The sequence below is a fragment of the Pseudomonas sp. EA_65y_Pfl1_P113 genome, from assembly GCF_963970525.1.
Classification (GTDB): Bacteria; Pseudomonadota; Gammaproteobacteria; order Pseudomonadales; family Pseudomonadaceae; genus Aquipseudomonas; species Aquipseudomonas tritici.
This window is the reverse complement of record NZ_CAXAQM010000003.1, coordinates 45,906-67,046: the sequence shown is the minus strand read 5'-3', so window position 1 is coordinate 67,046 and position 21,141 is coordinate 45,906. Positions and strand designations below refer to the sequence as shown.

The following is a 21,141-nucleotide window of genomic DNA, read 5'->3' as shown; positions in this document are numbered from 1 at the left end:
TAAAAATCACGATTTGGAAAGAAGACGCAAGTAGACGCTGTGCATCAACGCCGCATTGGTTTTGATCGCAAAGTATCCCTCTGCCCATTGGCGAGCCTGGCTGCCTAGGGTCAGACGCAAGGCGTCGTCCTCAGCCAAGCGCTGCAAGGCATCGGCAAGCAGCTCAGGGTCAGGCCGCGCTATTGCGAGCCCCGTCACTTCGTGCATCAGTGCGTCAGGAAATGGGTTTACCACGGCCACCACGCTGGGGATCGAATAAAAAGCAGCCTCGAATACCGGCCGACCCGCCGCATCCAGATGAGAGGGGAAGCAAAGAATGTCGAGTTGCGGGTAAAGCGACCTAACGTCGCCAAGGAACCCCAGCATACGAACCTGACTCTGCAAACCGTAATCGCCTATCATGCGTTCCACGTTAGCACGCACATCATCGGCAAAACCCAGCTTACGAAGCGTCCAGGCCTTTAGGCCGTTGAGCTTGCGGGCGTTCTCCCCTGCGATCAGACACTCAATATTTACGTTACGAGCCTTGAGGATACGCATTGCCTCAATCAACTCATAGATGCCCTTGAGTGGGATCAAAACACCGAGAAATCCGACGCGGACAGGTCTTACAGCATTATGCGACGAGGAGACTTCAATGTCGTTTTCAATCCCCAGACCGTTGTGCACGATGCTTAAGGGCAAGTCTGCCGCCAGTGTTGCCGCGACAGTATGATCGATCGGCACGACAGCATCGGCATAGCGGCGCATCCAGGCATTGACCAGTCGCGTGCGAAAGCCAGAGTCCGGTGCTCGCTGCAGCGAGCGTACATGTACAAGCATCGGCACACGTAAGAACCATTTGGCGACAATACCCAGGGGCAGCAATGTCACCTCGTTAACATGCAGCAAATCGAACTTCTCATGACGCAAGCGCCAGATCGCTGCGACAGAAAACGGCAGCAAGAAAATCTCTCGCAGCAAAATAATCCAGCGTAGACGGCGATAATGACTAAAACGTGTATTGTCGAACTGACTTAGTCCTTTCACCTTGCGTACATCCATGCCTGCTTTGGCAAAAGCACCGCAGACCGGACCATCCGGCGTCAGTACCGTGCCGCGTACACCCAGAACATGCAGACAGCTGAACAATTCGATCAGGCTCTTTGATGCGCCACCGAACGCTGCAGCCGGATGCAAGTAAAGCACCCGGATTGATGATTCACTCATCGCAAACTTCCGTACCAGCGCGCAAAGTTAACCCAGCGCCAGACCTGCCAGGTGTAAGGCCGATGCCCACAAACCACCGCGTCGAAATGCTCAAGTAGTTTTGCTTGGTCAAGAAATGGCAGCCCTAGATCCTCTTCCAGCCAGGGTCGCAATACGTCCGCCATCCCCATGAGCCATTGCTGTTCGGGCGTCGCAAAACCGACTTTATCGCGACGCTCAAGCACCTCTGCCGGCACAATCCCACGTAGCGCGGAACGCAGCAGATGCTTGGTCTCACCCGCAGGGGAAACAAGATACGCTTCTGGTAATGACAGCATGAAGTCGCAAAGGTCGGTGGTCAGAAACGGTACGCGGCTTTCTACCGAGAAACGCATTGAATTGCGATCACCGTGGCGAAGCAGGCCGAGTAAACCTCGTGTATTCAGCGAGGACGCCAACGTACTCATCATGCGACGGCCGTGTATCTGCTGGGATGGCGCGTGCTTGGGAAAACCGAGATGGACGCCATTCTCGCGCAACGGCCCTGGTCGGATCCATGCAGGGCAGTTATCCATACCGTTAAGCCCGCGCAGCAGATCGTGCAGACCGCCATCACTATACTCGCCAACAACTCGCTTCACTCCCTCAACACGACTGCGCCCCGGCCATTTCGACCATTGACCCAAAAAGCCCCAGGCTTCCCGCAATTGGCCGTTGTCCAGCAGGCTGCGAATACGTTGCCCCACATATCCGTTATACCCACCTTGATTCTCGTCGGCCCCCTGTCCTTCCAGAGTTACGGTAACTCCCTGTTCCCTCGCCTCTTTGAACACCCGGTACTGGGCATAGATGCTCGTACTGCCAAATGGCTCACCCTGCGTGGTAATCAAGTCTTCGAGATCGGCCGCCAGTTCGTCCCCCGACACAATCACCTTGTGCGCCTTGGCACCAACGTGCGTGTTGACCTTATCCACCCAGCTTTCTTCACTGACGACACTGCCGCGGGCGATATAGCTGAACGTATTGATATCCGAATGAGGCTCAAGGTGACGCATGGCACAAACGATCGCGGAAGAGTCGACGCCTCCAGACAAGGCAGCGCCCACCGGCACATCGCTACGCAGATGCAGACGCACATTGTCGAGAAACATTTCGCGTAGCTGATCACTCGCGCTGGAAAAGCTCATGGACTGAGTCTGTAAGATGGATGGCTTCCACCAAGTCACAGGGCTGGATACCTTGAGCGCGGCTAGATTGACAGTGAGTAGCTGTCCCGGAAGCAAACTCACGACCCCATCGATGAAGCTCTCTTGGCCGAAATCATACTCACCATGCACCAAATAATCGTATGCGCGCTGCCAGTTGAGTGTAGAGCGCTGGCTCTTCAGCGCTCGAACGGCCGGGAGCTCCGAGCCGAAGATAAACGCACCGTCCTCCAATGCGTAGAAGAACGGTTTAATACCAAAAGCATCGCGAACACAGGTCAGCGAGCCCTCTTGGCGATCGAACACCACGAACGCAAACATCCCCTTAAGCCGAGGCAACGCAGCTTTGCCCCAATAACTCCAAGCAGCAAGCAAAACTTCAGTGTCCGAACGAGTGCGAAAGTGCGCGCCAAGGGCCTCTAACTCTGCTCGCAATTCAATGTAGTTGTAGATCTCGCCGTTGAACACCAGCCCGAATCGTTGATCGGCGGTATACATCGGCTGCTGGCCTGACGAGGAAAGGTCGATGATTGCTAACCGAGTATGGCCGAGTACAACAGCGCCTTCCCCTAACGGGTGACGATCAAACCCCTGATGATTCGGGCCCCGCAGGCGCATCGCAGCAAGCGCGGCGTTTACCCGCTGATCCAACCCAGCAGGAATAACCCGCCAAAATCCACCTGTAATTCCGCACATCTTATTTGGCAACCTCTGTCGTCAAATGCTGGGTTTTTTCGTAATCGCTCATGATCCCGCGAGCAATGCTCAGCGGATCATGCCAGCGCTCAACGAACGCCCGACTTTGCTTGCCCAGGGCGACTAACGCCTCACGCGGCATCTGCAGCAAATCGCGCAAATCGTCCTCCACTGTAACGGGAGTAACTTGGAGAAAGGGTAAATCAGTTTTCATTTCAGGCGGAATGAAACCCAAATCTTCGTCCCGAATGTAAACGAGCACAGGCTTGCCAAGCGCCATCAACTCAACAGCCAAGCCGCCGTACCAACCTGCGAACAGCTGGTCGACTAGAACATCTGCCGATTCATAAATCTTCCTTGCATCGGCATTGCTTATGCCTTCGACCAACAGCAATTCGAATTCAAAACCCTGGATACGCAGCCTTTCCAGCGCGTTGAGAACAAGGTCAGAACCTTTAACTTTGCGATTACTTGGTGCATGCACGATACGTAAAGGCCGATTCTGATCCTGAGTATAGGAAGGTACCCATTCATCTAGAAATACTAGTGAATAAGGTGTGAAGCGCGCACTTTCTGGAAGCACATGCATGAGATCAGGATTCACTGAGTAGACCTGACGAGCAATACTCGAAAGCAATTTGATATTGCGCCGCTTGAAGGCATCAGAAGCGGCGCAGTAATACCCATCTTCAACCTGACTGGCAATGTTGATAGTAAAATGCTCTCGACTATAATCACCTTGACGAGCATCATCACCTTGATAGGTTACGAACACAGCCTTGCCAAGAATACGAATATAGGCAATCTCGAGACGCTGCAGCGCACGCAGGTAGCCTGCATAGAAAAGGCGCAGAAATCCTTTAATGCCTTGATTAGGGCTGAAGCTGAAGGCGTAAGCGTTAGCGAGCGTAGTGCCAGCATTGTAGTGGATTACGTCAAAGCGCGGGAGCAAGAAAAGAATCGCTCCTATACGTTTGAGTTCTCGCATTAGTAAACTCTGACCAGGGCGATGCAGCTCAATATCAGCGGGATAGGCGAGGTAATTTTGCGACACCACAAGGGAATGGCTTTGTACTCCCAACAGCTGCAGCGCCCTACTGAGCGCTTGAGGATTGCCACCCACTGAACTGGGAGCGTGCAGGACACTATATTTCTTCATCAGGGAATGAGTTCCAAAATTCCTCGAGCGAAAGAAATTTTGGGTGCAATTAATGACTCACTCAACGCATCAATATTGGCGATGAGATTGCGAGACTCAATATTTTCTATATTAAAAATTGGATCACGCCCGACTGCCTTGCCTATGATGCCGGCAATATCTCGAAGTGAAAGAACCTCTGCTCCAGCGACATTGAACGTATGACTGCCCTCAAGTGCCAGGCAATGTTCAAGCGCAGCTACCGCGTCACTGACGTGGATTGGATTAATCTTTATCCCATCAGGCCCCTGCAACGTGATGGGCTGCCCAGACATAATATTGTCAATCAAACGAGGAACAAGCATTGAGCGCTTCTGTCCTCGACCATACATAAAAAAGAATCTAAGAACAGTGACGTTCATTAAAGATGAATAATTCTGCGCTAGTACTTCACCACACAACTTGCTGCCAAGATAATAACCTAGCTGCCCATGATGGGGGATTTGGGCGTTTTCTTTGAAGGCCTCATTCCCAGCCCCATAGACCCCGCCTGATGAAGCCAGGACGAAATGTCGCGCCCCTGCGGTCCTCGCATAGTCCAATAGACGTGCAGTGGATGCCACGTTGACACCAAAGACATCCAAAGCTTGATCGGGAAACTCACGGAATCTAGACGATTGTGCCAGATGGATAACTGCATCCACTGAAACCGGCAACATCCGCGCGGACCACGCTTGCGAGAGATCCAAAACATGGTAGGTAACTCCCGCCACAGGTGCTTCAGGCGCGGTATGAACTATCGCATGTACCTGATGCCGAGCAACCAGTTGCGCTATAGAATGTGTGCCCAATAACCCATTGGCACCACTGATAATAATATTCAAAATTGCAACCCCACCTAATTAACCTTCCTAGGCCTGTTCTCGGCTGTCCCCTTGGGAGGGCCGATCAATTTGGCGAAAATTTCGGAAAAAACGAGCGAAATGGCCTCCACGGAGTGATGACGCTCGATATAGCCTCTGCCCTTACCCGCCGCGACCTCAAGAATATCGCGATTTACATACAGGTTTCTAACAACTTCTTTAAAGGAAAAAGCGTCTGCACGAATAATTGGGATCTCGTCGAACCCTTGGAGCAGACCAGTCGCGACATAGAGCTCTTCAAGATCACGCCGAAGGTGGCAAATGACCGGTTTCCCGGATGCCATCGCTTCGATTGCAAACATCGCGTACCACCCGATAACTAACTGATCGACGATGACGTCCGCCTCAAGAATCATGCGGCGCACTTCCTCGTTTGGCACCCGCTCCAGCATTGTCAATTCTATATCAAGCCCCTCTGCGCGTAGCTCCTCCACAGCCCGCAGAATGTGCCGCGTACCCTTGATTTCGCGGTGATTCGGAGCGTGCAACAGTTTCAGCGGTCCATTTCTAAACGGCTCGCTAGCGCTAATCTCAATGAGATTTGGTAAGGGAATGGAAAAATGAGCGATCATCAGCGTATCCCAATGGTGCATGTAGTCGACCCACTCGCAGCCACCAATGATATGACTTCCTGCTGAACTCCATATATCAACCATCGTTCGGATATGACGATGTCGCTTGCCGTGCTGTGGGTAATCCATCGCCATAGCATGCTTAAACTGGAGATTGGGAGAACGAGACATAATCTGAACGTCAGAACCATAAGGTAAAACGACCACTTTTACACGAGCCCATCGATACAGGTAAGGTTCCAGTCTCCATAAGAAAGCCGTCCCTTGCCCCAGCGGGCCACCATCAAAATATATAATTAATGAGCGATAACGTAAAATCGACCAACAGAAAATATAGATATTGAGAAAAAACTTACGACAAAAAAAGTTTTTCGATAGCCAATATAAGTCAAACCGGACATCAAAACTATTTGTAATGTGCCATACCTGGCTCACGAAGGTTTCAGCGGAATAGCCGGCTAGCTGCAGCGCTCTCTTATGATATAAATTATTGATAAGCGGAAAAGGACCTAAGCCAACATCTATACTTTTATTAACATGCCTTGCAGCCAAGACCATGAAACATAAAAAAGGGAAAACAACTGCCTCGAACAAGAAACGAAAAAAATAATAAATAAATTTCATTTTCTAATGACCACCTGAGTCGCCTGTAATTCTCGAAATACTTTCAGATTAAGAGCTGGCATTGCAAGAGCGAGGCAGCACATAGCCACCCCTAACTTCATTAACATAATTACGATATTCATCTCGTATTGCTGAAAAAAAACACTAAAAACAAGAACGATGGTACCTAACAGACATATCCAGAGTAATCGCCTCCAACAAATAGGCAGAGGGTAGTAACGCTGCGTGAAAAACAAGAAGCCGGAAGATAGAAAAATATATGCCGCAACTGTGGCCCATGCCGCACCCGAAACACCAAATTTCGGAATCAGAAGCCAGTTAAGTACAACATTTATCATCGCCGCCGCCCATACAAGATAAGCGAAGACCTTAGTACGATTCGCAAGGGAAATACCAATCGCTGTAACTTGCTGACTAGCTTGCAACACAGCAGTAAAACACAGTATTGAAAGAGGGACAGATGCCGAAAAATACTCTTCTGTCAAAAAAACTCTCAATATCTCTCCCGAAAATAATGCAATAAATCCAGCAATTGATAACATCACTACAAGCAAAATCAGTAAGACCTCGAAGTATAGTTGGCGGTATTTCGTAGGATAATCAGAGCGCAATTTTACAGCATAGGGACTCCATGCCATGCCAAAAGCTGTGGCCACAAAAATCGCAAGGGTCGAAAATCGAAAGGCGACAGAGTATAGCCCTACATCATCGACACCCGACATCGACGCTAACATCCATCGGTCGATCGAGGCAAAAAGCCAATATGCCAGCTCAGTAAAAATGAAGGGCGAGCCATACGCCAAGAGGCGTCGCGACCAAACATAATCAAACTTTAAAATCAAATCTTTGCGAACAAGCCAAAGCCCTAGGGGAATGGCTAAAAAAAGTATAAGCGCTTGAGATAAAAGTACCCCTTCTACACCGGCACCCCAATGAAGAACAGCAACAACCGACAATAGTGCGCCAAGCGCACGGCTAGTAAAAGAAAACCCTAAAAACCTCCAAGGCGAAAAATGCAGTCGGAGTACATCCTGTAGAAATTGAGCCCATTGAGTTAACGGCAATAGCAATGCGACTGCCAGTGCGCCAACAGCACTAAGCTTAACCAAATCTGAACTTATCAAAGGTACTACATAGGGGATAGTCAAATACGCTATTAGCCCGAAAAAAGCTCCTAAAATAAACGTTATAAAAAAACCAGTCGAGACGAGTAACGGTCTCTCGCTAGATGATACAGTTTCATCCCAATAAAAACGCTGAACTGCGTTATTAAGACCAAATCTGACTACAATACCACCCAACATTACGACCGTCATTGCCAACTCAAGCACGCCATACCCAGAAGTTGAGAGCGCAGCTGCCAATAAGGGAAAAGTAAAAAAGGCAACGAGCTTGAGCAGAAAATCCACCCCGCCATATATTGCACTGTCCTTAAACAAACTACGCAACAATGTCAATTTTGAATCCGACCGTTTTTTAATGGATGTTGAACCTTCTTCTTTCTCATTACAAAGTCGCCATAAAGTGGATGGCAGAAATCGGCCAATGTAGATCTATCTTTATACACATACTCTAGAACTGCAGAAAAAAAGAAATTCGCAGCTTCATAACTGTGATATTTTTCTATATATTCACGGCTAGCACAACCCAATTCTTGACGCAGTTCAGGATTACGGACCAATTGCCTTAAAACATCAACTAAAGTTTCTGGAGAAGCAGAAACAATAGGACACTCAGAAAAGAATGACCACCGCCTTAGAGGCAGAATATATCGGTCATCTTCAAGATTACAAATTACCGGCAATCCAGAGGCCATCCCTTCAATCGCGTTTAAACCATGCCCACTAATTACAAGCTGTTCAATTAGCAAATCTACGTCTTTTTCAAAAGTTTCCTTAACAAAAGAATTTGGCATTCCTTCAATCAAGACCAAATCGACTTTTAACCCTTCCTTTTGTAGTATTCTAACTGCTTCTATAACAAATTCACTACCTTTAAACCCCCTGAAATTTGGGGAGTGGGCAACGTAAACGGTGCCGCCCTCACCGCCGTCTGCTGTGCTCAAGCGTCTCGACGGATTCCACAAGTTATCATCAATGAACAATTGACTCCCTAGTAATACATCCCACCGACCTAATCCATCGAATCCTATAAACCCCGGAATGACACAGTCAGCGCGCTCACACCAGTAGTCGACTCTCTTCGCTACGGAGCCCTGCTCTCTAGAGCGCAACGGGATTGAAGCTTGTAGACCATGACTCACCGCAGTGGATCCTACACGTCGATATACGTAAGAATCCAAGCCAAACGGTATAACTACGATTTTTTTACCTGCCAACTTTAAAAGAAAGGACTCTAAAAACCAATAAGGCGTTCGCCCAAGAAAAAAACCATTAAACGAGATAAAAAAAACATCATAAGAAAACAACGAACCAAAAAAACCCAGGTAGTACTTCAAAAATACTGGCACTCTCCAAAACTTATCCTGCAGGACCAAATCATAGTCCTCCCGCGCATTTATGGAAGAGCAATAACCATTTGTATAGGAATAAGAAACGTAGCCTGCTTTTCGCATAGCTCGCGCCCAATAGCTATTATTTATTATCGGCGCCTCCCCCCAAACGAGGCGATGCTTTTGATTTCGCTTACAACAACATCGAGCACAGAACGCAATAGAGAGAAACGCTAACAACGTAATCGGAAGGAAAAACCAGCACACAGCTGCATAAAACTTATATTTAATGCTCATAAACCACCCTAAATCATGTCCCACTCATCCGAACCTTTTTCGGGACGCCAAAGTTTTATACACACTTTCTGCCCCGCATATAAGAAGTACGCAGGATATGTTTCAGGATCACAAGCACGAATTTCATTAATCAACTCAATTAACGGTTTTTGCGGATCTATAATTGAATCAACCGGCGTTCTTACTTTAGAATACTCACTCGCCTCGTTTTCATCTTGAGCAATCACTGAATAAGACCCAGTTTTTAAAAGCTGGATTGCCTCGTACAGGATTTTAGGCTCAATTTCTTGCCCTTTGCGATATACACTGCTCGGGGTATCAAATACAGACAGTGGAAAGGACTCCTGCACCAAAATACCTCCACGATCCATCTGTGAAGTAATAAAGTGAACCGTAACGCCAGAACTTTTTTCGCCATTTATCAATATATAAGGCCCACTTCTAAAACCACGATATTTAGGCAGAAGAGTCGGATGTACGTTGATAGCAAAGCGAGCTAAGGCAATGGCTTTTTTCGATATAATGTAAGGGAATCCGCAAGACACAATCACATCAGGCTTCAACTTTTCCAATAATTCAAAAATGCCTTCACGCGCAACGGGATATACAGGAACACCGAATTCAACTGCGGTAAGAATTACGTTTTCAAAACGCCTATTAGAATCGGATAAAAAAGGCGTAATGACAGACCCTACCTTTTCACCTTGTTCCAAAAGATATCTAAGAGCATTATGTCTTGCACCGCCGGAAAGAAATGCGATATTCATTTATTCAACCATTTAAAAGGCACCGTATAAAAATACGGAAACTCCGAAAGCAATACATCACTATCAGCACCAAGCACTGAAGCGTCAAAAATATTTGTGTAATAGCTGTAGGGCATATCTATGGCCCCCCAACTTTTTTTAAATCTATAAACTCCTTCTTGTGTAGCCCACGTACCTCCCCAATTCCAGTAGCGATAGCCTCGTTCCACAGCTTCTCGCATTGCGTTAAATATCAAGCATGTCAACGGCTGCATCGAACGATACTCAGATTTTATAACCGGAGTAAAATACTCGACTGTTTCACCACTATAAAAAAGAAGCAACGCCGATATAGGACGCCCGTTAAGATATGCTATATAAACCAGATAATCTGACCCATATTTAAAACTTGACTTTAACAACTCAAAAAAATCATTTGGCTTAGCCAACCCACCAATTTCCATCATATTTTCTTTATGTGTTTCAGCTAGAAATTCCAGCCCCCAATCGACATAAAGAGAAGACCATTCGATGTCTTGTTTTTCCGACTTGCGAACCATATTTCTTGTTTTACTGGCAAGACTTGCCATGACAGCATCGTAGCTTGAATCAAATGAAAGCTCGGTAACCTGACCAATTCTGGTATCACTGGGCACTACTTTCAAACCGCGCTCATAGAGGGCTGAATCGCCTGTAAATGGCGAAGATATTAGTGTGCTTACTGAACATCTCACCCCCTTAATGTAGGCTAAATAAAACTCTAAAATCTCTAAAAATAGAGGCTCGTCTTGAGTGAGTAAAACAACCCCTCCATGGCTACCGTAAAACGGCATTGAGTTTGCTACACTCATGCCGCCCTTTTCTTTTATAAAAAAAGGCAACGCACCGATCACTTCCCCATCATCATTAACCGCGACAACACAAAAATACTTAACTTTCAAAAAGGCGCTTATGACTTTAGCGTATTTTATAGAATGATATAAAAGTGCATTGGGAACTTTTGAAAAAAAAGCATCCAACGCAACTGAATCGCTTAGATCAAACAAATCTAATTTATAATCCACAAACAATTTCCTTAGCTGATTCAGATATACGAGCAATACAAGCATCTGATAACGCAGGATAGCAAGGAATCGAAACGGTATTATTGAATGCGATGACTGCATTAGGATAGCGTGCATCGCTCAATCCTCGCGAGCGATGCAACAAGGCATCCACCCCTCTACGTACAAGTATTCCCTTATTTCGAAAAAGAGGGGCTGCCCGATCAAATCCTTCTGAGAAAGACAGAGGAAATCTAAAGAAAATTGACTGATGACGCACTGCCCGAATCTTATCAGAACAAACAGCAGGTATCTGTTCAAAATAAAAGTCGGCTACAGTTTTTCTTTTTTCTAACATTTTTTTATAACGGGAAAGTTGAGAGACTCCAAGAGCTGCCTGGAAGTCGCTAATACTATTGGATTTTGATTTAATAGCATATTCATTTTTTAAAATTGAAGATTTGGGAATTGTCAACAACCCCCCCTCCCCTGTTGTGAGACATTTGGTTGCGTGAAATGAATAAATCGCAACTGCTCCATCACTGCCGACATCAGAATGAAAACACTGAGCACAATCTTCGATAATTGGAACACCGAAAACTTTAAGTGATTCTATATCAATTTTTATCCCAAACATGTGCACGGCGATAATTGCCACTACAGAAGAGTCAAAAAATTTAGCAATAGACTCCGTCGTCACGCACCAAGCATCGCCGATATCACAGTAAAGTGGTCGTAACCCAACATTTATCACTGCAGCTTCAACCGAAGAGCACACATAAGTGGGGATAATAACCGCCCCACCCTCTTCCAGATCGAGAAGAAGCAACGCACGTTCAAGGGCAACTTGTCCTGAAGCGGTCAATTCTGAATATCCGCAGCCTAAATATTCGGAACACTGATTCTCAAATTCATTTGCCCGCTGTCCCGAAGCAAGCATTCCTGAATTCAAGACAAGGTTCACCGAAGCGATATCCTCATTAGTAATCCAAGGAGATGAATGAGATATTTCTCCGTTTATTTTAAGTTCGCGCATATCCACTCTTCAACGCTCAACATAGACCAGATAAGTAAACGCCGGTTGCTGTTGCCATCAAGATGTTCCCCGACCAATCCAGATACACTTTCAAAATCGAGATACTCATAAATTTTACTTTTTGGTTCGATTATTTTTCTTTTTACAAAATCAATACTCTCGCCTTTGAACCAACTTGCGTCCGGTGCGGAAAAACCTTGCTTTTCGGCTTTAGTAATGTCACTCGGAATATATTTCCCCATCACATCGCGTAAGATCTGCTTTCCATCACGTGTTTTTTGAAAATATTTATCGGTTTTGCCACCCGCCTCGTTCTCATTAAGACGAACCACTTCAGAGAGGTTATTTAATTTCAAATGAACTGGACAACGCATCGCAAAATCGACAAGGTCATTATCCAAAAAAGGAACTCGACTTTCTAGGCCGTGCGCCATGCTGAGCTTATCTTCAACAACTAGAAGGCCATGCAAAAACGTCTTAGCTTCAAAATACAAGGAGTGATTTATATAATCTTTAGGCGAGTAGAGATTATCCGCATGATGCTTGAATACATCTCGAAAAATATCCCTGGTCCAAACATGTTTTACGTCATCCCAAATAGGCGAAAAAACCTGTTTTATCTGAGCATTCGGGATGAGGCGCTGCCAGAAATTATAGTACTTGTCAATGTAATGTTCGAAGTTATCATTTACAACAGCCCTGTAATAGCGCCAAGGGTAGCCACCAAAAAGTTCGTCCCCCCCCGCACCAGACATCACTACCTTGACGAATTTCGAAGCCAACTGCGCGGCATAATAGTTTGGATAGCTCTGACCTACACGAGGCTCTTCCAAGTGCCACGCCAACTTTGGCAAAACTCTTTCCATATCCCCCGCCTTAAGCACCATCTCGTAATGCTCAGTTTTGAAGTGGTAGGACATGTACTCGGCCTTGCTACGCTCATCAAACCCCATCTCAATGCCCGAAGCAGAGTTAAGGTCAAAACCGCAAGTGAACGTCTTCATGTACGGATAAGACTTCGCGGCTATCGCTGTGATAGAACCAGAATCCATACCGCCACTCAGATAGCTGCCAAGCTCCACATCGGTCACCAGTTGGCGATTGACAGCCTGCTTGAACAACCGATCAAGTTCCTCGCGATACTCTTCATCGCTAGCCTTATTTTCAGGCTCACGAAAGTCGTAATCCCAGTATTGGGTAAATTGCAACGCTGGCGTTTTACGCTTCAACTCCAAAACTGCATAGTGCCCTGCCGGTAGCAGCTTCACGTCGTTAAGTAGAGTTTTGTCGGTGAAGATGTTCTGAAACGTGAAATATTCCAACAGAGCTTCTTTGTCAAGGCTGCGCCGAAAATCCGGCATGGCAAGAATCGCCTTTTGCTCCGAGCCAAATGCCAGCGTCTGTCCTTGCATCGAGTAGTACAGAGGCTTGATACCGTAGCGGTCGCGCGCGAGCAGGAGGGTTTGCTCTTGTCGATCCCACAACGCCAAACCAAACATGCCGTTGAATCGCTCCAGCCCCTTTGCCCCCCAAGCAATCAGTGCATTGAGTACAACTTCGCTGTCGGTGCGAGAGCGGAATTGGTAGCCCAGAGACTCGAGTTCGATACGAAGTTCACGGTAGTTGTAAACCTCACCGTTGTAGACCATCACATAGCGCTGAGATATGGAGGCCATCGGTTGATGACCGGCAGGCGAAAGATCGATGATTGCCAGGCGACGATGACCAAGGCCGACGTTGCCTTCGATCCAATGACCTTCTCCATCCGGGCCGCGATGAGCAATCGCGTCCGTCATGCGCTGCAGCACTACAGGCGATACCGGATTGTTATTTAGATGAATGAGGCCGGCAATACCACACATGCGCTTTTGTTGCTCCTGAAAAACGGGGAAAGATGATGAGCTGGAAACACCTCTTCCGACTCATCACCTGGATGTTCGCCTCTGGCAACAGCCAGAGAGATGTCCACTACAGGCTTAACCCAACTGGCGGATTGCCTCAACTACATATACGTAATCTTCACGCGACATGCGATTGTGTAATGGTATAGCCATACTGTGATCGTTGCAGTCGCGTGCACCCGGGAAGTCGTCCGGCTTGAGGCCGAAACGCTCGCGATAGTAAGCCAGCATATGCGCGGCATGGGTACCCGGACGGGTTGCGATGCCCTTTGCTTGAAGTATTTCCATCATGTCGTTACGCGGCATCGGAGCTTTGGCCGGATCGACATAGGTCACAAATGCTTGCCAGCCATGACGGCTCCCTTCGGGGGTAGAAGGCAGACGTAACCAGTCGATATCTGCCAATTGGTCGCAGTAGTACTCCGCCCAACGCGAGCGCTCGTCGATGAATCCATCGAGTTTACCCAGTTGAACGATCCCGACAGCGCCCTGCAGATCGGTCATTCGATAGTTGAAACCCAGCAGGTTGAACTCCGGCAACAAATACGGCCGAGGCCCATTGTGACGCTGCTCTTCGGAAAGCGTGGCACCGTGGTTGCGCAGCTGGTTCATACGCTCAGCCAACTCCGCGTTGGCCGTGGTGACCATGCCACCTTCGCCGGTCGTTACCGACTTGCGCGGATGGAAGGAGAACGCTGCGACATCGCCAAGGCTGCCCGCCGGGCGACCTTTCCAACTAGCCCCCGCTGCACAGGCGGCATCTTCAACGATGGCAACACTGGCTGGCAGTTGTGCACGCAGGGAGTCCATATCTAGGCAACGGCCAAACAGGTGCACAGCGATGACCGCGCGAGTTTTTTGCGTCAACTTAGAGGCGATCTGCTGAATATCGAGGTTGTATGTCTGAGGTTCGACATCCACGAAGACAGGGGTCGCGCCGCAATACAGGACCACGTTGGCAGTGGCAACCCATGTGAAGGCAGGCACTATCACCTCATCACCCGGGCCGATACCCAGACCAGCCAAGGCCAGGTGCAGACCAGTGGTGCAGGAAGTCACTGCCAGTGCATGGGGCACTTCGTGACGCTCAGCAAAGGCTTTCTCAAAGGCAGCGACCTTAGGACCTTGGGTCAGCCAGCCGCTCATCAGCGGCTCTCGAGTTGCCTGCCATTCTTCCTCACCGGTACAGGGAAGCGAGATAGCGATATTACGCATTTCCATTAAGCTCACTCCGCACCGTGCTCTGCACGCCAATCGATCAGTTTCTGCAAGCCTTCCTGCAACTCATACTTGTAGGTAAAACCAAGGTCTTCTGCTGCTTTTTTCGGGCAACCGATACGGTTTTGCACCATGCGACGCGCGTCGTCTGCGCTGTACGGACGATACTCGACAACTAGGTCAGACTTTTTCAAGTCCAAGATGCCATCGCACAATTGCTTGATGCTTGTTTGAACGCCAGTACCGACGTTGTAGAACTGGTCAGTGACTTCTGCCTCAAGGGCCAGGACGTTGCAACGTGCGACGTCTTCCACGTAGATGAAGTCATAAGCCTGCGTACCGTCACCGTTGATGACCGGGCCTTCGTTGGCGTCGATCTTGTTCAGCATGATCGGGATAACACCGGTATAGGCCGCAGTCTGGTCCTGGTGCGGGCCATACACGTTCATGTAGCGCAGGCCGACGTAGCTCAGGCCGAAACGATCATGGTAAGCGTGGCACATGGCCTCGCCAGCGATCTTGGTAGCGCCATAAAAGTTACGGTTGTTGAACGGGTGCTCTTCGGTCATTGGCACCTGCACCGCATCACCATAAACGGAGGCGGAGGAAGAGTAGACCAAGCGCTTGATGTTGTTCTGAACACAGGCCTCGAGTACGTTGAAAGTACCTTCGATGTTCACGTGGAACGCTGTACGCGGGAAGTCTTTGCAGTGCAGAAGCCACATGGCGGCGAGATGAATTACGCCGTCCATGCCTTTCATCGCATCGTTCAGCAGGTCGATTTCGCGCACGTCGCCGCCGTTCGCATAGAGGCTGCAGCGTGGATCCTTCAACTGTTCTGCGATATTGCTGACTTTGCCACGAGCAAAGTTATCGTAGATAACCACTTGCGCAGCACCGGCTTTCAACAGTTCCGAGACAACGAAACTACCAATGAAACCAGCACCACCAATAACCAGAACTTTAGAACCTTGGACTTTCATGCAACATACTCCATTCAAACGTGGGTGGCGGCCGATAGTGATTCACAGATGAATTGCTGGTCAGCCAGACCGAGATAGGGGTGCATTGGTAAACTCATTACCCGCTTGGCAATGGCGTCACCGATAGGCAGATTTGCCTCATCATCTTTGACTGCCGGCTGGCGATTTAACGGAATCGGATAGTGAACTGCGGTAGGAACGCCTGCCTGCTTCAGGTGGTCTTGGACAGTGTCGCGTCCGTTCACCTGAACGGTGTACTGAGCCCATGCGCTGGTGTTGTGGGCTTCAACAAAAGGAGCCGCGATCCGTGTCTTACCAAGAAGCTTCGCGTAGCGGCCTGCTACTTGCAAACGCAGCTGGAGTTCATCTTCGAAGATATCCAATTTAGGCAGCAAAATCGCAGCCTGCAGCGTATCAAGACGGCTGTTCACACCGACGCGAATATGGTGGTAACGACGATCCTGGCCGTGACGAGCTATCTGGCGTAGCAGCTTGGCAAGCTCGTCATCATTGGTGAAAATCGCACCACCATCACCGTAACAACCCAGCGGCTTGCTTGGGAAGAAACTGGCACACGCTATAGTGGTCAGGTTGCATGAACGTTTGCCTTTATAGGTAGCACCAAAACTTTGCGCCGCATCCTCTATCACCGGGATGCCGTGCTTGGCTGCAATGGCGTTAATTGCGTCGAAGTCGGCGCACTGCCCGTATAGCGACACCGGAATGATCGCCTTGGTGCGAGGTGTGATCGCAGCTTCCAGCAGCGCCGGATCAAGGTTATATGTGCGTGGGTCAACATCAACGTAGACCGGTTTTGCCCCCAATAGCGCTACGGTTTCTGCGGTCGCGATATAGGTAAATCCCGGGGTTATTACTTCGTCTCCCGGACCAATACCCAACGCCATCTGAGCAATCTGCAAAGCATCAGTGCCATTGGCGCAGGTGATGCAGTATTTGGCGCCAACAAATGCAGAAAGGCGCTCCTCCAACTCCGACACTTCCGGACCAAGAATGTACTGCCCATGCGCTAATACGCGCTGGATGCCAGCATCAATCTTGTCCTTGATTTTGGTTTGCTGGATCTTGAGATCAATAAACTCGATCATTGCACGGCCTCCTTGACCAGCGCTTTACCGCTCAATACGTATCGAGCACCGCTGTGCTCGCAAATAGCAATTCCATCGCCTTCCAACGGCAAGTCCAACTGTTCGCCATACTCGCTCATCCAGCCGATCTGCCTTGCCGGTACGCCGACTACCAGAGCATACGCGGGGACCGACTTGTTGATCACCGCGCCAGCGCCGACGAACGCGTATGCTCCAATGGTGACACCGCAGACTATGGTGCAGTTGGCGCCTAAGGTGGCGCCTTTTCTAACCAAGGTGTCCCGGTACTCACTTTTGCGTTCGATAAGCGAACGTGGATTGTAGACATTGGTAAACACCATGCTTGGCCCGCAGAATACGCCTTCTTCCAGTGTGACATTGTCATACACCGACACGTTGTTCTGGATCTTGCAGTTGTCGCCGATAACTACCTTGTTGCCGACGAAAACGTTCTGCCCGAGAGATACGCCTTTGCCAATATGCGCGCCACTGCAGACATGCACGAAATGCCACACGCGCGAACCGTCACCGATCTGTGCGCCTTCATCGACTATTGCGGAAGGATGGACCTGATAGTTCATGCCAGCCTCAGCGACTCAAGGTTGTAAGGAAAGGATGACCCTCATTATTTTGTGGTGTAACGATGGCGGACGAGCGGATAGTGTTCACCGTTTCTACACAGTGACGCGCATCTTCGATACCGTAGCCACGACCTGCAAGGATCTCCTTGTAGCTGGTGGTGTGCAAGTCGGTAAAGCCTTCGGAAAACTCCATCTCATCACCGTCTACGGTGATGGAACGGTAGGTAGGTTTTTTGCCCTTGACTGATTCCGGCAGGTCATCTGCATCGATCGAGAGGAACCAACGTACCCGGGCCTTTTCATACTCCAGGTAGCCAGCAGCCTTGTAATCGTTGGCATAGTGCACGACGTTGCGCTGGAGCTTGCCGAAGATGAAATGCAGCATGTCGTAGAAGTGCACGCCAATGTTGGTCGCGACCCCATAAGACTTGCGAGGGTCCCCCTTCCAACTTTCCATGTACCACTTGCCGCGTGAAGTGATGTAGGTGAGTTCTACATCGTATTTGCCGTCACGACTCTCGCGGGCGACCTTTTCCTTGAGGTCAAGAATGGCCTGGTGGTGGCGCAACTGCAGGATGTTGTAGACGCGCTTGCCCGTTTCACGTTCAACCAGAGACAGCTCATCCAGAATCGCCGGCGTAGGCACCAGCGGCTTCTCGCAAATCACGTCGCAGCCAAGGCGTAGGCCGGCTGCGATATGCGAATGATGCAGATAATTGGGCGAGCAGACTGCTACGTAATCCAGAGCTTTGGCCGGATCGCGCTTGAGTTGCCAGGCGTGCTCGACAAAGCGCTCGAACTGAGTAAAGAACTCGCTTTGGGGAGACAGGCTGTCAATGATTCCCACGGAGTCATTGATGTCGTAGGCGGACACCAACTCGTTGCCGGTGTCTTTAATTGCGCGCATGTGCCGCGGGGCGATATAGCCAGCGGCGCCGATAAGGGCGAAACGTTTCAAAAGCAACACTCCTGCAATCAGGCTTTGATGATATGAGCTTCAGGGGTGCGGTATTTGCCGCGACTGTCGACCAGCAACTTAGCGTGTTTACGAATCAACTCGTAGTCAAACTTATCGTGGTCAGTCGCCAGAACAATGGCATCAAAGCTGGCGATATTCTCAGCGGTCAGTGCTTCGCTGGATAGGTTGAAGTGATGCTCGCGCATCTTGGGGAATACCGGCACGTGTGGGTCGCTATAAGCCACAACGCAACCTTTGGCTTCGAGCAGCTCCATGATCTCCACTGAAGGCGACTCACGCATATCGTCCACGTTTTTCTTGTAGGCAATACCCAGCACCAGCACCTTGCTGCCCTTCAGCGGTTTGCTGTTGTTGTTGAGGCCGTCCATCAGCTTGCTGACTACGTACTCGGGCATAGCTTGGTTGACCTCACCGGAGAGCTCAATGAAACGTGTATGCAAGCCGTACTCGCGAGCCTTCCAGGTCAAGTAGAACGGGTCGATGGGTATGCAGTGCCCACCAAGCCCAGGCCCTGGGTAGTATGGCGTGAAGCCAAAAGGTTTAGTTGCAGCAGCGTCGACGACTTCGAAAATATCGATGCCCATACGATCAGCCACTACTTTCATTTCGTTGACCAAGCCGATATTCACTGCTCGGTGAATATTTTCCAGCAACTTGGTCATTTCAGCTGCCTTGGTGGAGCTGACGGGCACAACCTGATCAATTGCCTGCTCGTACAGCGCAATACCGACTTCCAAGCAAGCGGGGGTGTGCCCACCAATTACTTTTGGAATTGTACGGGTTTCAAAATTTGGATTACCCGGATCTTCACGCTCAGGGGAATAGACGAGGAAAATGTTCTCACCGACCTGCAACCCGCCTTCCTGAACACGCGGAAGCAGTTCTTCTTCAGTCGTCCCTGGATACGTGGTGCTTTCCAGAGATACAACCTGCCCTGCACGCAAGTAAGGTTTAATGGCTTCCGTGGTATTAATCACGAAGCTCATGTCTGGTTCACGGTACTTGTTCAAGGGCGTCGGAACACACAAAATCAGGGCGTCACATTCGCTTGCACGCTCGAAATCAGTGGTTGCCTCGAAGCCACTCTGGCGGGCTTCGCGGACTTTTTCAGCGGGAATATGTTCAATATAGCTCTGACCAGCGTTCAGCCGGGAGACTTTAGCCTCATCTATATCAATGCCTAATACACGAAAGCCAATGGCGTTATAACGCAACATCAAGGGCAGACCGACATATCCCAATCCAACGATGCCAATTAGGGCTTTTTTGCTTTTGAATTTGTCAACACTTGACTGCTTGATGCCTGACATCAGGTAAAACTCCATTAGCTAATTCTGGAACGATCAACACATCAACTATCCCGGGAATCACAACCCGATGTTGAGGTTCTCTTTTCATACGCGCCTGACGACTCCTGGACGCTCGCATCTATTTGTGCCTTCCGCTGCGGCTCCCTTCACACGGCGCCGAAAAACCGCTGCTGCTCTCTATACAAGATCCGGACAACAAGCCCACCGCGGATGCTGCCATTTCGGCTTAACAAGCCGTCGACAGCCTCATGGGATACATAATGGGCAACGTGTCAAAGGTCACATTATGCCGTTATTCTGCCCGCGTGGCTGTAGCGTAATTGATGATTCCTCCACAGCACCGTAGATAAATGCCAGCAATCGTGGCACCTCAACACATGAATTTAGGTACCGGACGCACGTATTTGAACAGGGGGGCCATCATGCTCCCTGAAGATCGTCTCGAACCACCGCGAGCTAAAATTCGTGGCTTGCTTTCGCGAAACAGTCGTTCCGAAACAATGCCGAAGTGCCAGGCAGGGCCAATTAGCGACAGATCATTCCAAGACTTGAGCCAAAAAAGGGTGGCATTCTGCCATAAACAAAAGAGAGATCGAGCGAGACTATCAATTTAAGCGAGAGCAACGAACCGGTTCGAGGGGGTGGCGTGAAATATTTGAAGCCGCAATGGAAAAGCACCAACCCCAAATCGAATCATCATGGGAAAAAATAGGGGAATCTACGTATAAAAATCGCCTTAACCTGAAGCATTGCGCCACCAGGTGAGCTCACCAGATCAAATCATTAGCGTGACAGCGAGCCTTATGCAGAGCGCGCGGCTACCCCTCTTTGATATCACACTCGGCGACCGAATGTACAAATCAACGATGGACCAACCAGATTAATCAGTTATCTATTCAGCCTCGACATTGCTACATGCCTCATCCCCGCCAACCAGCTGATGACTGGCCCAATGCAGCAACCCACCAGCAAAGCCAAGACAATATAGACCCCCACAGAAGCTTGAGGCGTAGACCATGAAAGGAACCCAAGGGCTACTGGCTGATCATTTTCGAGAGTAAATATGATAACGACCGCGACAACCAAAATGAGCAGCGCGACTGCGATCAATTGCTTAACTTTGCTCATCTACACCCCCAAACG

The 21,141-nt window shown here is 49.2% G+C and carries 18 protein-coding genes; all 18 read right to left on the bottom strand.

The annotated features are described in order from the left end of the window. Positions 1-6 precede the first annotated feature (6 nt). Positions 7-1,209, bottom strand: a complete 1,203-nt coding sequence (locus AACY52_RS04155) for a glycosyltransferase family 4 protein (protein ID WP_339560285.1) — start codon at positions 1,207-1,209, stop codon at positions 7-9. Continuing rightward, entirely contained in the window at positions 1,206-3,089 is a 1,884-nt protein-coding gene (asnB, locus tag AACY52_RS04150; RefSeq protein ID WP_339560284.1) for an asparagine synthase (glutamine-hydrolyzing), read from the bottom strand. The genes AACY52_RS04155 and asnB (AACY52_RS04150) overlap by 4 nt, the downstream gene beginning before the upstream one ends. Before the next feature lies 1 nt (position 3,090). Beyond that, positions 3,091-4,248, bottom strand: a complete 1,158-nt coding sequence (locus AACY52_RS04145; protein WP_339560283.1) for a glycosyltransferase family 1 protein — start codon at positions 4,246-4,248, stop codon at positions 3,091-3,093. Beyond that, the gene (locus AACY52_RS04140) at positions 4,248-5,111 is read right to left on the bottom strand and encodes an NAD(P)-dependent oxidoreductase (protein WP_339560282.1); all 864 of its coding nucleotides are present in this window, start codon (positions 5,109-5,111) and stop codon (positions 4,248-4,250) included. Before AACY52_RS04140 ends, AACY52_RS04145 begins: the two co-directional genes overlap by 1 nt. 14 nt (positions 5,112-5,125) lie before the next feature. Continuing rightward, positions 5,126-6,346 carry a hypothetical protein gene (locus AACY52_RS04135; protein WP_339560281.1) on the bottom strand — a complete coding sequence of 407 codons (1,221 nt, stop codon included), beginning with the start codon at positions 6,344-6,346 and terminating at the stop codon, positions 5,126-5,128. Continuing rightward, complete coding sequence (locus tag AACY52_RS04130) at positions 6,343-7,803, bottom strand: flippase (protein WP_339560280.1); 1,461 nt, start codon at positions 7,801-7,803, stop codon at positions 6,343-6,345. The genes AACY52_RS04135 and AACY52_RS04130 overlap by 4 nt, the downstream gene beginning before the upstream one ends. Continuing rightward, positions 7,800-8,921: a glycosyltransferase gene (locus AACY52_RS04125; protein WP_220074478.1), complete on the bottom strand. Its 1,122-nt coding sequence runs from the start codon at positions 8,919-8,921 to the stop codon at positions 7,800-7,802. Before AACY52_RS04125 ends, AACY52_RS04130 begins: the two co-directional genes overlap by 4 nt. A gap of 182 nt (positions 8,922-9,103) precedes the next feature. Further along, positions 9,104-9,862 carry a methionyl-tRNA formyltransferase gene (locus tag AACY52_RS04120; protein ID WP_220074479.1) on the bottom strand — a complete coding sequence of 253 codons (759 nt, stop codon included), beginning with the start codon at positions 9,860-9,862 and terminating at the stop codon, positions 9,104-9,106. Then, positions 9,859-10,905 carry a GNAT family N-acetyltransferase gene (locus AACY52_RS04115; RefSeq protein ID WP_339560279.1) on the bottom strand — a complete coding sequence of 349 codons (1,047 nt, stop codon included), beginning with the start codon at positions 10,903-10,905 and terminating at the stop codon, positions 9,859-9,861. Before AACY52_RS04115 ends, AACY52_RS04120 begins: the two co-directional genes overlap by 4 nt. Then, positions 10,895-11,920: a DegT/DnrJ/EryC1/StrS aminotransferase family protein gene (locus tag AACY52_RS04110; protein WP_339560278.1), complete on the bottom strand. Its 1,026-nt coding sequence runs from the start codon at positions 11,918-11,920 to the stop codon at positions 10,895-10,897. Before AACY52_RS04110 ends, AACY52_RS04115 begins: the two co-directional genes overlap by 11 nt. Next, entirely contained in the window at positions 11,902-13,782 is a 1,881-nt protein-coding gene (asnB, locus tag AACY52_RS04105) for an asparagine synthase (glutamine-hydrolyzing) (protein WP_339560277.1), read from the bottom strand. The genes AACY52_RS04110 and asnB (AACY52_RS04105) overlap by 19 nt, the downstream gene beginning before the upstream one ends. A 114-nt stretch (positions 13,783-13,896) precedes the next feature. Beyond that, positions 13,897-15,042, bottom strand: a complete 1,146-nt coding sequence (locus tag AACY52_RS04100; protein WP_339560276.1) for a DegT/DnrJ/EryC1/StrS family aminotransferase — start codon at positions 15,040-15,042, stop codon at positions 13,897-13,899. A gap of 5 nt (positions 15,043-15,047) precedes the next feature. Then, positions 15,048-16,022 (bottom strand): SDR family NAD(P)-dependent oxidoreductase, encoded by a 975-nt coding sequence (locus AACY52_RS04095; protein ID WP_339560275.1) that lies wholly within the window; start codon positions 16,020-16,022, stop codon positions 15,048-15,050. Positions 16,023-16,036: 14 nt separating this feature from the next. Beyond that, positions 16,037-17,128: a DegT/DnrJ/EryC1/StrS family aminotransferase gene (locus AACY52_RS04090; RefSeq protein WP_339560274.1), complete on the bottom strand. Its 1,092-nt coding sequence runs from the start codon at positions 17,126-17,128 to the stop codon at positions 16,037-16,039. Further along, the gene (gene wbpD / locus AACY52_RS04085; RefSeq protein WP_220074486.1) at positions 17,125-17,709 is read right to left on the bottom strand and encodes an acyltransferase; all 585 of its coding nucleotides are present in this window, start codon (positions 17,707-17,709) and stop codon (positions 17,125-17,127) included. The genes AACY52_RS04090 and wbpD overlap by 4 nt, the downstream gene beginning before the upstream one ends. A gap of 7 nt (positions 17,710-17,716) precedes the next feature. After that, positions 17,717-18,667 carry a UDP-N-acetyl-2-amino-2-deoxy-D-glucuronate oxidase gene (gene wbpB / locus AACY52_RS04080; protein WP_339560273.1) on the bottom strand — a complete coding sequence of 317 codons (951 nt, stop codon included), beginning with the start codon at positions 18,665-18,667 and terminating at the stop codon, positions 17,717-17,719. Positions 18,668-18,684: 17 nt separating this feature from the next. Then, positions 18,685-19,998: a UDP-N-acetyl-D-glucosamine 6-dehydrogenase gene (gene wbpA, locus AACY52_RS04075; protein WP_339560272.1), complete on the bottom strand. Its 1,314-nt coding sequence runs from the start codon at positions 19,996-19,998 to the stop codon at positions 18,685-18,687. Between the two features lie 888 nt (positions 19,999-20,886). Then, the gene (locus AACY52_RS04070; protein ID WP_339560271.1) at positions 20,887-21,126 is read right to left on the bottom strand and encodes a LapA family protein; all 240 of its coding nucleotides are present in this window, start codon (positions 21,124-21,126) and stop codon (positions 20,887-20,889) included. Positions 21,127-21,141: the final 15 nt, after the last annotated feature.

Bases quoted from the DNA above. Each gene is read 5' to 3' on its own strand.
- AACY52_RS04155 (WP_339560285.1), bottom strand. From the start codon at position 1,209: ATGAGTGAATCATCAATCCGGGTGCTTTACTTGCATCCGGCTGCAGCG.
- asnB (WP_339560284.1), bottom strand. From the start codon at position 3,089: ATGTGCGGAATTACAGGTGGATTTTGGCGGGTTATTCCTGCTGGGTTG.
- AACY52_RS04145 (WP_339560283.1), bottom strand. From the start codon at position 4,248: ATGAAGAAATATAGTGTCCTGCACGCTCCCAGTTCAGTGGGTGGCAAT.
- AACY52_RS04135 (WP_339560281.1), bottom strand. From the start codon at position 6,346: ATGAAATTTATTTATTATTTTTTTCGTTTCTTGTTCGAGGCAGTTGTT.
- AACY52_RS04125 (WP_220074478.1), bottom strand. From the start codon at position 8,921: ATGCGAAAAGCAGGCTACGTTTCTTATTCCTATACAAATGGTTATTGC.
- AACY52_RS04120 (WP_220074479.1), bottom strand. From the start codon at position 9,862: ATGAATATCGCATTTCTTTCCGGCGGTGCAAGACATAATGCTCTTAGA.
- AACY52_RS04110 (WP_339560278.1), bottom strand. From the start codon at position 11,920: ATGCGCGAACTTAAAATAAACGGAGAAATATCTCATTCATCTCCTTGG.
- asnB (WP_339560277.1), bottom strand. From the start codon at position 13,782: ATGTGTGGTATTGCCGGCCTCATTCATCTAAATAACAATCCGGTATCG.
- AACY52_RS04100 (WP_339560276.1), bottom strand. From the start codon at position 15,042: ATGGAAATGCGTAATATCGCTATCTCGCTTCCCTGTACCGGTGAGGAA.
- AACY52_RS04095 (WP_339560275.1), bottom strand. From the start codon at position 16,022: ATGAAAGTCCAAGGTTCTAAAGTTCTGGTTATTGGTGGTGCTGGTTTC.
- AACY52_RS04090 (WP_339560274.1), bottom strand. From the start codon at position 17,128: ATGATCGAGTTTATTGATCTCAAGATCCAGCAAACCAAAATCAAGGAC.
- wbpD (WP_220074486.1), bottom strand. From the start codon at position 17,709: ATGAACTATCAGGTCCATCCTTCCGCAATAGTCGATGAAGGCGCACAG.
- wbpA (WP_339560272.1), bottom strand. From the start codon at position 19,998: ATGTCAGGCATCAAGCAGTCAAGTGTTGACAAATTCAAAAGCAAAAAA.
- AACY52_RS04070 (WP_339560271.1), bottom strand. From the start codon at position 21,126: ATGAGCAAAGTTAAGCAATTGATCGCAGTCGCGCTGCTCATTTTGGTT.